The following is a 9,903-nucleotide window of genomic DNA, read 5'->3' as shown; positions in this document are numbered from 1 at the left end:
GGGTGACAATGTAGCGATTGAGGCGGAGCTGATCACCCCGATTGCGATGGAAAAAGAGCTGCGTTTTGCGGTGCGTGAAGGCGGTCGTACCGTTGGTGCCGGTGTGGTCAGCGATATTATCGAATAACGGAAGCATAAGGTCATGATTACCAATACCAAAATTAGAATACGACTAAAGGCATACGATCATAAGTTACTTGATCAGTCAGCCTACGACATTGTCGATACCGCAACCAAGACCGGAGCAAAGGTGGTCGGGCCGATTCCGCTGCCGACAAGAATAAAAAAATATACAGTTTTGCGATCTCCACATGTTGATAAGAAATCGCGTGAGCAGTTTGAGATGAGAACCCACAAGCGACTCATGGATATCGTGGAACCCACCCAGCAGACAGTGGATGCCTTGATGAAGCTGGATCTGTCACCGGGTGTCGATGTGGAGATTAAGCTATAGCCCAGATCTATTAGGGATTCAGGTTATATAAACAAATTTGAGCCGATTGTTTGCCCTGTATCCCTAATTTTTTGACCCTTTGGCTTCAAAGGGATACGTCTCAAAAAGGGGCTCAATCGCCTTAAAAAGGATGCCAAGCAAAAGGGGAGCGCGCAATGAGTAATGGATTAATTGGTAAAAAACTGGGAATGACCGGGCTTTTTCTGCCTGACGGTCAGTATGTGCCGGTGACGGTGATTGAAGCCGGCCCGTGCGTGGTTACCCAGATCAAGACAGCCGAAAAGGATGGGTACAATGCGCTTCAGTTGGGCTTTGGTGAGAAAAAGGAATCTCGGGTCAATAAGCCGCTCAAAGGGCATTTTAGCAAAGGGGCCTCCGGGGCTTTTGACACACTAAAGGAATTTGCCGTCGCCGACCCGGCGGAATACAACTTAGGCCAGCAAATAACACTGGAAATGTTTAATGTCGGTGAACGGGTGGATGTGATTGGTACCACAAAGGGACGCGGGTTTGCAGGCGTTATGAAGCGTCATGGATTTCATGGCGGCCGCAAAACCCACGGCAGCCACAGCCATCGTATTCCCGGATCTGTGGGGTGCAGTGCATCGCCTTCAAAAATTATTAAAGGCAAGAAGATGCCGGGACATTATGGCAACGATCGCCAAACCGTTCGAAATCTGGAAGTTGTGGATATCCGGCCGGACAATAATCTGATCTTGATCAAAGGGGCGGTTCCGGGTGCCAAATCCGGGTTGGTCACCATTAACAAACTCAAATTCAGAGAAATTAAATCGTCATAATCTTTATGATCATACGCAGATGTTTGAGGCCCATGATCTGGTCTCAGATTCTGCAAGCGGGGGTGATATGCCAGTTGTAGATGTTCGAAACACCAAAGGAAAAAAGGTGACAACAGTTGACCTGGCTGAAAACATTTTCAATGTTTCGGTTAAGCCGAGTGTATTGCATGAAGTTGTCACGATGCAACTGGCCAATCGACGTGCAGCCACTGCTGCAGTGAAACACCGGAGTGATGTCAAAGGCAGCCGGCGAAAGTTGTACCGCCAGAAAGGTACTGGAAGAGCGCGGCGTGGTGACATAAAATCACCTTTGCTCAGGGGGGGCGGGGTTGTTTTCGGACCCGATGGCCGCAGGTATGCATTTAAAGCGCCGAAAAAAGTCCGTAGATTGGCATTGAAAATGGCTCTCAGCAGTAAACTGAGCGCCAGTGAGCTCATAGTGCTTGACAACTTTGAGCTCAAACAAATAAAGACCAGAGATTTTGTTGAGGTCTTAAAAAGCCTTAAGTTGACGAATACGCTCATCGTTGCGGGTGATGAAAATCAAAATTTGGAACTGTCTTCGCGCAATGTACCGAATGTGAAAGTGCTTCGTGCTGAAGGTTTGAATGTCTACGACATACTTAAGTACAAGACGTTAATTTTGCTGGAGCCAGCAATAAAGCACATTGAGAGGAGGCTGGCCGCATGATGCAATACGAGATCATCAAACGACCTTTGATCACTGAGAAAACCAATATTCAGAAAGAAATTGCTAATCAGCTGACATTTGAGGTCGATCGACGCGCCAATCGCATTGAAATCAAACGGGCGATCGAAACAGCATTTAAAGTTAAAGTCGCCAGTGTTCAGACAATGCAGGTGAAGGGTAAGGTCAAACGCAGAGGTCGAAACGTTGGCAAGCGCCGGGATTGGAAAAAAGCCATTGTTACTTTGATGCCCGGTGAGCGAATTGATTTCTTTGAAGGAGCTTAGAAGTGTTTTCAAAACCCCATCTAATGTCCGATAGCTGTGTTATCCCTCGAATTGAAATACTCACGTACTTTCGTGTACGCTCCGCTTTCAATTCAAGGGACGCCTTGCTCTCGAACATGATCTGAGATTTTGAAACCACTTCTCTTGTTAGGAGAATAAAATGATTACCAAGAAGGTAAAACCGACGTCTCCCGGAAGGCGTTTTCAGACATATACGTCACTCGAAGAGATTACACGCAAGACGCCGGAAAAGGGACTGCTAAAACCACTTAAAAAATCCGGTGGCCGCAATGCCCATGGACGCATTACCATCAGGCGTCGTGGAGGTGGTCATAAGCGACATTATCGGGTCATTGATTTTAAGCGGGATAAAATCGGTATTCCGGCCAAAGTTGCCACTATCGAATACGATCCCAACCGATCGGCTCGAATCGCCCTTTTGCATTATGCCGATGGAGAAAAGCGCTACATTCTGGCACCGGTAGGGCTTAAGGTTAATGATATTGTAGAATCCGGTCCCGAGGCGGACATTAAACCCGGCAATACGTTGCCGTTAAGCCATATACCTTTGGGAACGCAAATCCATAATATCGAAATGCGGTTGGGCAAGGGGGGGCAGATGGTTCGCAGTGCCGGCACTTATGCTCAACTGATGGCCAAAGAAGATGCTTACGCCCTGATTAAAATGCCGTCTGGCGAAGTCCGCATGGTCCTTTTAAAATGCAAGGCCACCATCGGGCAGATCGGCAACGTTGCACATGAAAACAAATCATTGGGCAAAGCCGGTCGCAAGCGCTGGTTGGGACGCCGACCAAAAGTGCGTGGGGTGGCGATGAATCCGGTTGACCATCCGATGGGTGGAGGTGAAGGTCGCTCGTCCGGCGGGCGGCATCCTTGCAGTCCATGGGGATGGCCCACCAAGGGCTTTAAAACCCGGCGCAAAAGAAAAAGCGATCGTCTGATCGTTAAAAAAAGAAAGTAGGATTAGTTATTGGTTATCTGTTATTCGTTACTTGGCGATGCGATGAGCGCGGCGAAGCGCTGATTCAATAACTAATATCCAATAACGAATAACCAATAACCAACACGGGAGTATATATGCCACGTTCGCTGAAAAAAGGTCCTTATATTGATGAGCGCCTGTTGAAGAGAGTCAATGAGGCTCAGGCATCACGCAGTAGTCAGGTTGTTAAAACCTGGTCGCGGCGTTCTACAATAGTTCCGGAGATGGTCGGTGTGACACTGGCTGTCCATAACGGCCGAAAATTTATACCGGTGTTTGTTTCCGAGAACATGGTCGGTCACAAACTGGGGGAATTTTCGCCGACCCGGACTTTTTACGGACATGCGGGTGATAAAAAATCACGCTTAAAATAACCAGTCCAATTGAGCTAAAGCTCAACTGGCGTTATTCGGTGTTCGTTATTGGTTACTAGTTAAAGCGAAATCGAGCCGGTTCCTTTATTTGATATGTGGGCAAGGCCATTAACGAATAACAGATAGCAAGGACAAAACTGATGGAAGTCAAAGCCTCTGCAAAATATATGCGAATATCGCCCCGTAAAGTCCATAAATTGGTCGGGGCTGTAAAAGGCAAGCCGGTCGAAACGGCTTTAAATACACTTAAATTTATGCCCCAGAAAGCCGCCGGGATATTGGAGAAAGTCATCCGTTCAGCGGTGGCCAATGCCGATCAGAATCCGGATGTCGACATTGATTTGCTGGTGGTTCGCAATGTTACAGCCGACCAGGGCCCCACTTTGAAACGGTGGCGGGCCAGGGCTCGGGGCAGAGGCACCCGAATATTAAAACGCACCAGTCACATTACCGTCATTTTAGACGAAGAATCTTCAGCTTAGCGCTTAACAAAGGAGGTAAAAGCTTGGGTCAGAAAGTTAATCCAGTTGGATTGAGATTGGGAATTGTCAAAACGTGGGAATCCCGTTGGTTTGGTGGGAAAAACTACGCCGAATATATTTTGGAAGACTATCGCTTGAGAAAGTTTGTCAAAGAAAAACTTTATCATGCAGGTGTTTCCAGAATTGAAATTGAACGATCGTCCAAGCGTGTCCGTCTGCGCATTTATACCTCCAGGCCCGGTATTGTCATCGGTAAAAAAGGCTCTGAGATATCACAGCTTAAAAATGAAATTGAAAAGATGACGGACCGTGAGATTTTGATCGATATCCAGGAAGTTCGCAAACCTGAGATCGATGCCCAATTGGTTGCCGAGAATGTGGCGCTGCAGATTGAGAGGCGGGTGGCGTTTCGGCGTGCGATGAAGCGCGGTGTGTCTTCCGCGATGCGATTTGGTGCCCTGGGTGTGAAGATTATCTGTTCGGGTCGACTGGGTGGCGCGGAGATGGCCCGAACCGAATGGTATCGTGAAGGCCGGGTTCCGCTGCACACTTTGCGGGCTGATATCGATTATGGCTTCATCGAAGCCCGAACCACATATGGCGTTATTGGTGTAAAAGTGTTTATTTTCAAGGGTGAAATACTAAAGAAAGATGAAGAGGAAATTGCTGAGGCATAAAATTCAAGGCATTTTCCGATAATTGGGTTTTTAATACAAAACAATAACAGTTGCGCATTGCGTGTTGCGCGTTGCGCGTAAAAAACAGAAAAACTCGTAACCCGGAACGCGTAACCGGAGTAAAAAAATGCTAAGTCCTAAAAAAGTAAAATTTCGCAAACAACAAAAAGGCCGCATGCGAGGCATTGCCCGGCGGGGATCTAGTCTGAATTTTGGCGAATACGGCTTGCAGGCCACCGGTTGTGGCACCATCAGCGCGAAACAAATTGAGGCAGCAAGAATTGCGATGACGCGTCATATTAAAAGAGGTGGTCGAATCTGGATAAGAATTTTTCCTGATAAACCGTTTACCAAAAAGCCGGCTGAAGTCCGCATGGGAAAAGGCAAAGGTGCTCCGGAAGGTTGGGTAGCGGTGATTCGACCCGGCAGAATTCTTTATGAAATGCAAGGCGTGGACAAAGAAACCGCCAAAGAGGCATTTCGCCTGGCAGGCCATAAACTTTCAGTAAAAACGCGGTTTGTTGAGAGGAGTGAGGCCTGATGAAAGTCAGTGAGATAAAAGAAATGAACCTTGAAGAATTAAACCGTAAGGTTAACGATCTAAAAGAAGAATTGTTTAATCTTCGTTTTCAACACGAAATCGGGCAGCTTGAAAACCCCAATAAAATGAAGCGGACACGCAGAGATATTGCTCAGGTAAAAACCATCATTCGCGAAACTGAATTAAAAAACAAGACGGTTGAAGAATAATAAGGTCATGAAAAAACAAGGAATGAAAAGACAATTGGTGGGTACAGTCGTCAGCAACAAGATGGACAAAACAGTGGTGGTCTTGGTTGAGCGACTGGTTAAGCATAAATTCTACCACAAATATATCCGACGACGGGCCAAATTTGCTGCTCACGACCAAGGCAACAGCTGTCAAATTGGGGATACGGTCATGCTGACAGAATGCCGCCCATTGAGCCGCTCAAAAAGGTGGCGGGTCGTAAAAATCGTTAAAAAAGCGGTTTAATTTCAAGGAAACGATATCATGATTCAGTCAGAAACACGGCTTAATGTAGCCGATAATTCCGGAGCCAAAGTGTTGTATTGCATTAAAGTGTTAGGCGGCTCCCGTAGGCGATATGCCAGAGTTGGGGATATCATTGTTGTGGCGGTAAAGGAAGCCTTGCCGAATGCCAAGGTCAAAAAAGGTGATGTCTTAAAAGCGGTTGTGGTTAGAACCAAAAAAGAGATCCGTCGCCCAGATGGCTCTTATATCCGATTTGATGATAATTCTGCTGTTTTGGTCAACGCTTCGCGAGAGCCAATCGGTACCCGAATTTTTGGGCCTGTCGCCAGAGAATTGCGCGCCAAACGATTCATGAAAATTATTTCGTTAGCACCGGAGGTGCTCTAATAGATGTTATTCGTAATTTGTTATAGGTTATTGGTATCATGAGATGGGCAATACCGTCAAAATGTGTCGCTCCCAATAACGAATAACTAATAACCAATAACCAAAACGGGAATCCAGCTATGCTTCAGAATAAAATACGGATAAAAAAAGACGATAAAGTCAAGGTTATTGCTGGTAAGGACAAGGGTAAAATCGGTAAGGTGCTCAAGGTTGATCGCGAAAAGAGCCAGTTGCTCATTGAAAAAATTAATCTGATTAAGCGCCATACCAGAGCCAGCGCAAAAAACAGACAGGGCGGTATCGTAGAAGGTGAAGCGCCGGTTCGCATCTCCAATGTGATGATTATGTGCAACAAGTGCATTAAAGCAACACGGGTTAAGATGCAGCATCTGGAAGATGGAAAAAAAATTCGGCTTTGTGTTAAGTGCGGAGAAGCAATCGATACTTAATCCGGCGCACGGAGGAAGGCGATGTCACAATTAAAAACGATATATGAAAACGAAGTCGTGCCCAAGCTCATGGACAACTTCGGTTACAAAAACAAAATGCAGGTTCCCAAACTGGACAAAATCGTTCTTAACATGGGACTGGGCGAGGCCATCCAGAATATAAAAGTGCTGGATGCTGCGGCCGAAGAACTCAAGGCAATCGCAGGGCAAAAGCCGGTGATCACCCGCGCTAAAAAGTCCATTGCGGCATTTAAACTAAGAGAGGGGATGCCGATCGGTTGCATGGTTACCCTACGACAACTACGGATGTACGATTTTTACTATAAACTGGTCAATATCGCGCTGGCGCGTGTTAGAGACTTTAGAGGTGTTTCCGCCAAAGCATTTGACGGTCGTGGCAATTACTCTCTGGGGATTAAAGAGCACATCATTTTCCCGGAGATTGATTACGATAAAATAGATAAGATCAAAGGTCTCAATATCAGCATTGTAACTACAGCCCAGACAGACGATGAAGGCAGGCAGTTGTTGGGCTTGATGGGAATGCCGTTTAAAAATTAGGGAGGCAGATTTGGCCAAAAAAGCGCTTCGAAATAAAGCAATGCGAAAACCCAAGTTTCAGGTTCGACAGTATAATCGCTGTCCGATCTGTGGAAGACCCAGAGGATATCTCAGAAAATTTGGACTTTGTCGTATTTGCTTCCGGGTTTTTGCATCCGAAGGCAAACTCCCCGGAGTTGTAAAATCGAGTTGGTAATTTTGGAAACTGGAAACTCGAAATTGGAAATTTGATAATCCCCAATTCCTGTCCCAGTTTGACAGGCAGGTTTGAATATTGGCTTTAATGACTGGTTTCTAGTATCAAGTTTCAAGTTTCAAGGCTCACGTATCAAACACAGGAGAAGATAATGGCGGTAAGCGATCCGATAGCCGATATGTTGACGCGAATTCGCAATGGTGTCAAAGCCAGATTTAACAGCGTTGATGTGCCGGGATCCAAGCTTAAAACAGACATTGCCAGGATTTTAAAGGACGAAGGTTTCATCAAAAATTACAAGTTCCTTAAAGACGGTAAGCAGGGTATTTTGCGCATTTACCTCAAATTCGGTCCAGGGCAGTCTAATGTGGTTTACGGGCTAAAGCGTATTAGTAAACCCAGTTGTCGGGTTTATGTGAAAAGCAATGATATTAAACCGGTCTACAATGGTATGGGGATTTCGATTTTATCCACATCCAAAGGCATCATGACAGATAAAAAAGCTCGACAGGAAAACGTTGGTGGCGAGATCCTTTGCAACGTGTGGTAGCCACTTGGTTCGTCAGTAAACTCTAAAACCTACGCGGCAGATCGTAAAAAGATCCAATCTTTAGCAAGATGCTTGAGACTTAAACCTTATGGTTTACGAATGTGGGAGTAACATATGTCACGAGTCGGGAAAAAACCGGTACCCATTCCGGACAAAACCAAACTAACATTTGAAAACAGGGTCCTTACGGTCCAAGGCGAAAAAGGAAAACTATCGCGATCGATTCATCCTGCCGTGGACCTGAAAATTGAAGACGGTGTCTTAAGCGTCGTGCCTTTTGAGGATAAAAGAACCAGCCGTGCACTTCAGGGAATGACCAGAAGCCTGGTGGCCAACATGATCGCCGGCGTCAATAAGGGATTTGAGCGCACCTTGGTTATAAATGGCATCGGATACCGCGCTGAAACCAAGGGCAATAGTATTATCCTTAATGTGGGCTATTCAAATCCGGTGCAGTTTGATTTGCCGGAAGGCGTAGCCGCTTCAATTGATCGCAATACCATCATTAAATTAAGCAGTATCGATAAAGAAAAATTGGGTCTGGCGGCTGCTGCGATTCGCAAAATAAGGCCCCCGGAGCCCTATAAAGGAAAAGGCATAAAGTACGCCGAGGAACGCATACGGCGCAAAGCAGGCAAAGCGGGCGCTGCGGCTCAGTAAAAGCTTATCCATAAAAAGCGGGTATAAAGCAACCAGCTTTCAGCCCGCCTAAAAACAGGCATCAGAAAATGGGAACACTTAATCCAAAAACACAAGCGCGGCTGAAACGAAAAAAAAGAATACGCAAAAAATTGGTTGGCTCTGCCGATCGACCCCGGCTGTGTGTGTTTAGAAGTGCCAAACACATTTATGCGCAGGTGATCGACGATTCTGCGGGGAAAACCCTTGCTTCGGCTTCAAGCACGGAAAAGGCCGTACGGGAAAAACCTGAATCTAAGAATAAATTGAGCAATGCCAATACCGTGGGGGAGATAATCGGCAAACGCGCTATGGAAAAAGGTGTCAAACAAGTCGTGTTTGACCGTAATGGTTTTTTGTATCACGGCCGCATAAAAGCCGTTTCGGACGGTGCGCGTAAGGCCGGTTTAAAATTTTGAGAATCTGATAATTCGAAATGAGTATAGACGCAACCGAATAGTTCTCACGCAAAGACGCCAAGACGCAAAGCACTTAGATTAAATAAAGAAGATCTTTCCTTTGCGGGCTTTGCGGCTTTGCGTGCGGAATACAAGGAGGCAGGCTTTTGTTAAAATCAGAAATAGATGAAACGCAATTTATCGACAAAGTAGTCCATATCAATCGGGTGGCCAAAGTGGTCAAAGGGGGTCGTCGATTTAGTTTCAGCGCAATCGTTGTTGTCGGCGATGGTCAAGGCTCGGTTGGATTTGGTCTTGGCAAAGCCGGAGAAGTGCCCGAAGCTATCCGCAAAGGGGTCGAAAAGGCAAAAAAGAATATGATATCGGTGCCTTTAAATGAAGGTACGATCCCCTATGAAATTATTGGCCGTTTTGGAGCAGGCAAGGTACTGCTCAAACCGGCTGCAGAGGGCACTGGCGTTATTGCGGGAGGTGCCGTTAGAGCGGTTTTAGAAGCCGTTGGCGTCCAAAATATATTAACAAAGTGTCTCGGTTCTCATAACCCTCACAATCTGGTGAAAGCGACAGTGAATGGTCTTGAGCGGCTTGAAAGTCGTGAAATGGTGGCTGCCAGAAGAGGTATTTCAGTAGAAGATCTTTAGTGCTGATTGGGCAAAACATTTTGCAACACGGGAACAGTATTATTCATAAGGATCATAAAAATGGCTGCAACGATAAAAGTAAAGCTGGTTCGAAGCATGATCGGCAGGCCACCAAAGCAACGTAAAGTCCTGCGGGGTATGGGATTAACCCGCATCAATAAAACGGTCGAACTTAAAGATACGCCTGAAATTAGGGGTATGATCAACAAAGTTTCGCATTTAGTGAGCACTGAGGAGTAGGT

Annotated in this window: 21 protein-coding genes; all 21 read left to right on the top strand. The window is 46.1% G+C overall.

Features of this window, described 5'->3' with window-relative positions; translation table 11 throughout:
• Window positions 1–127 (top strand): elongation factor Tu (gene tuf, locus QNJ26_15135; GenBank protein MDJ0986874.1); only part of this gene is annotated, 127 nt, incomplete at its 5' end.
• 18 nt (window positions 128–145) lie between these two features.
• Complete coding sequence (gene rpsJ, locus QNJ26_15130) at window positions 146–454, top strand: 30S ribosomal protein S10 (protein ID MDJ0986873.1); 309 nt, start codon at window positions 146–148, stop codon at window positions 452–454.
• Window positions 455–609: 155 nt separating this feature from the next.
• A complete protein-coding gene (gene rplC / locus QNJ26_15125) occupies window positions 610–1,254 on the top strand; it encodes a 50S ribosomal protein L3 (GenBank protein ID MDJ0986872.1) in 645 nt (214 codons plus the stop codon).
• Between the two features lie 67 nt (window positions 1,255–1,321).
• Window positions 1,322–1,945 carry a 50S ribosomal protein L4 gene (rplD, locus tag QNJ26_15120; GenBank protein MDJ0986871.1) on the top strand — a complete coding sequence of 208 codons (624 nt, stop codon included), beginning with the start codon at window positions 1,322–1,324 and terminating at the stop codon, window positions 1,943–1,945.
• Window positions 1,942–2,229, top strand: a complete 288-nt coding sequence (locus QNJ26_15115) for a 50S ribosomal protein L23 (protein ID MDJ0986870.1) — start codon at window positions 1,942–1,944, stop codon at window positions 2,227–2,229. Before rplD ends, QNJ26_15115 begins: the two co-directional genes overlap by 4 nt.
• Window positions 2,230–2,389: 160 nt before the next feature.
• Window positions 2,390–3,211: a 50S ribosomal protein L2 gene (rplB, locus tag QNJ26_15110; protein ID MDJ0986869.1), complete on the top strand. Its 822-nt coding sequence runs from the start codon at window positions 2,390–2,392 to the stop codon at window positions 3,209–3,211.
• Between the two features lie 116 nt (window positions 3,212–3,327).
• Window positions 3,328–3,606 (top strand): 30S ribosomal protein S19, encoded by a 279-nt coding sequence (gene rpsS / locus QNJ26_15105; GenBank protein ID MDJ0986868.1) that lies wholly within the window; start codon window positions 3,328–3,330, stop codon window positions 3,604–3,606.
• Window positions 3,607–3,746: 140 nt separating this feature from the next.
• Entirely contained in the window at window positions 3,747–4,088 is a 342-nt protein-coding gene (gene rplV, locus QNJ26_15100) for a 50S ribosomal protein L22 (GenBank protein ID MDJ0986867.1), read from the top strand.
• Between the two features lie 23 nt (window positions 4,089–4,111).
• Complete coding sequence (rpsC, locus tag QNJ26_15095) at window positions 4,112–4,765, top strand: 30S ribosomal protein S3 (protein MDJ0986866.1); 654 nt, start codon at window positions 4,112–4,114, stop codon at window positions 4,763–4,765.
• 127 nt (window positions 4,766–4,892) lie between these two features.
• A complete protein-coding gene (gene rplP / locus QNJ26_15090; GenBank protein ID MDJ0986865.1) occupies window positions 4,893–5,306 on the top strand; it encodes a 50S ribosomal protein L16 in 414 nt (137 codons plus the stop codon).
• On the top strand, window positions 5,306–5,515 hold the full coding sequence (gene rpmC / locus QNJ26_15085; protein ID MDJ0986864.1) for a 50S ribosomal protein L29: 210 nt from the start codon (window positions 5,306–5,308) through the stop codon (window positions 5,513–5,515). Before rplP ends, rpmC begins: the two co-directional genes overlap by 1 nt.
• A gap of 22 nt (window positions 5,516–5,537) precedes the next feature.
• The gene (rpsQ, locus tag QNJ26_15080; GenBank protein MDJ0986863.1) at window positions 5,538–5,780 is read left to right on the top strand and encodes a 30S ribosomal protein S17; all 243 of its coding nucleotides are present in this window, start codon (window positions 5,538–5,540) and stop codon (window positions 5,778–5,780) included.
• Between the two features lie 18 nt (window positions 5,781–5,798).
• On the top strand, window positions 5,799–6,167 hold the full coding sequence (gene rplN, locus QNJ26_15075; GenBank protein MDJ0986862.1) for a 50S ribosomal protein L14: 369 nt from the start codon (window positions 5,799–5,801) through the stop codon (window positions 6,165–6,167).
• A gap of 119 nt (window positions 6,168–6,286) precedes the next feature.
• Window positions 6,287–6,616 (top strand): 50S ribosomal protein L24, encoded by a 330-nt coding sequence (gene rplX, locus QNJ26_15070; protein ID MDJ0986861.1) that lies wholly within the window; start codon window positions 6,287–6,289, stop codon window positions 6,614–6,616.
• Window positions 6,617–6,637: 21 nt separating this feature from the next.
• Entirely contained in the window at window positions 6,638–7,177 is a 540-nt protein-coding gene (gene rplE, locus QNJ26_15065) for a 50S ribosomal protein L5 (protein ID MDJ0986860.1), read from the top strand.
• A 10-nt stretch (window positions 7,178–7,187) separates the two neighbouring features.
• Window positions 7,188–7,373 carry a type Z 30S ribosomal protein S14 gene (locus tag QNJ26_15060; protein MDJ0986859.1) on the top strand — a complete coding sequence of 62 codons (186 nt, stop codon included), beginning with the start codon at window positions 7,188–7,190 and terminating at the stop codon, window positions 7,371–7,373.
• Window positions 7,374–7,524: 151 nt separating this feature from the next.
• Complete coding sequence (gene rpsH / locus QNJ26_15055) at window positions 7,525–7,923, top strand: 30S ribosomal protein S8 (GenBank protein ID MDJ0986858.1); 399 nt, start codon at window positions 7,525–7,527, stop codon at window positions 7,921–7,923.
• Between the two features lie 114 nt (window positions 7,924–8,037).
• A complete protein-coding gene (gene rplF / locus QNJ26_15050) occupies window positions 8,038–8,583 on the top strand; it encodes a 50S ribosomal protein L6 (protein MDJ0986857.1) in 546 nt (181 codons plus the stop codon).
• 68 nt (window positions 8,584–8,651) lie between these two features.
• The gene (gene rplR / locus QNJ26_15045) at window positions 8,652–9,020 is read left to right on the top strand and encodes a 50S ribosomal protein L18 (protein ID MDJ0986856.1); all 369 of its coding nucleotides are present in this window, start codon (window positions 8,652–8,654) and stop codon (window positions 9,018–9,020) included.
• Between the two features lie 146 nt (window positions 9,021–9,166).
• Entirely contained in the window at window positions 9,167–9,661 is a 495-nt protein-coding gene (gene rpsE / locus QNJ26_15040) for a 30S ribosomal protein S5 (protein ID MDJ0986855.1), read from the top strand.
• A gap of 60 nt (window positions 9,662–9,721) precedes the next feature.
• On the top strand, window positions 9,722–9,901 hold the full coding sequence (rpmD, locus tag QNJ26_15035; protein ID MDJ0986854.1) for a 50S ribosomal protein L30: 180 nt from the start codon (window positions 9,722–9,724) through the stop codon (window positions 9,899–9,901).
• Window positions 9,902–9,903: the final 2 nt, after the last annotated feature.

This window comes from Desulfobacterales bacterium (genome assembly GCA_030066985.1).
In the GTDB taxonomy this organism is placed as follows: domain Bacteria; phylum Desulfobacterota; class Desulfobacteria; order Desulfobacterales; family JAHEIW01; genus JAHEIW01.
Note: the sequence above shows the minus strand (reverse complement) of the source record. Positions and strands in the feature narration are given on the sequence as shown.

Bases quoted from the DNA above. Each gene is read 5' to 3' on its own strand.
- rplD (MDJ0986871.1), top strand. From the start codon at position 1,322: ATGCCAGTTGTAGATGTTCGAAACACCAAAGGAAAAAAGGTGACAACA.
- rplV (MDJ0986867.1), top strand. From the start codon at position 3,747: ATGGAAGTCAAAGCCTCTGCAAAATATATGCGAATATCGCCCCGTAAA.
- rplR (MDJ0986856.1), top strand. From the start codon at position 8,652: ATGGGAACACTTAATCCAAAAACACAAGCGCGGCTGAAACGAAAAAAA.
- rplN (MDJ0986862.1), top strand. From the start codon at position 5,799: ATGATTCAGTCAGAAACACGGCTTAATGTAGCCGATAATTCCGGAGCC.
- rplF (MDJ0986857.1), top strand. From the start codon at position 8,038: ATGTCACGAGTCGGGAAAAAACCGGTACCCATTCCGGACAAAACCAAA.
- rplB (MDJ0986869.1), top strand. From the start codon at position 2,390: ATGATTACCAAGAAGGTAAAACCGACGTCTCCCGGAAGGCGTTTTCAG.
- QNJ26_15115 (MDJ0986870.1), top strand. From the start codon at position 1,942: ATGATGCAATACGAGATCATCAAACGACCTTTGATCACTGAGAAAACC.
- rpsS (MDJ0986868.1), top strand. From the start codon at position 3,328: ATGCCACGTTCGCTGAAAAAAGGTCCTTATATTGATGAGCGCCTGTTG.
- rplP (MDJ0986865.1), top strand. From the start codon at position 4,893: ATGCTAAGTCCTAAAAAAGTAAAATTTCGCAAACAACAAAAAGGCCGC.
- rpsQ (MDJ0986863.1), top strand. From the start codon at position 5,538: ATGAAAAGACAATTGGTGGGTACAGTCGTCAGCAACAAGATGGACAAA.
- rpmD (MDJ0986854.1), top strand. From the start codon at position 9,722: ATGGCTGCAACGATAAAAGTAAAGCTGGTTCGAAGCATGATCGGCAGG.
- rpmC (MDJ0986864.1), top strand. From the start codon at position 5,306: ATGAAAGTCAGTGAGATAAAAGAAATGAACCTTGAAGAATTAAACCGT.
- rplX (MDJ0986861.1), top strand. From the start codon at position 6,287: ATGCTTCAGAATAAAATACGGATAAAAAAAGACGATAAAGTCAAGGTT.
- rplC (MDJ0986872.1), top strand. From the start codon at position 610: ATGAGTAATGGATTAATTGGTAAAAAACTGGGAATGACCGGGCTTTTT.
- rplE (MDJ0986860.1), top strand. From the start codon at position 6,638: ATGTCACAATTAAAAACGATATATGAAAACGAAGTCGTGCCCAAGCTC.
- rpsH (MDJ0986858.1), top strand. From the start codon at position 7,525: ATGGCGGTAAGCGATCCGATAGCCGATATGTTGACGCGAATTCGCAAT.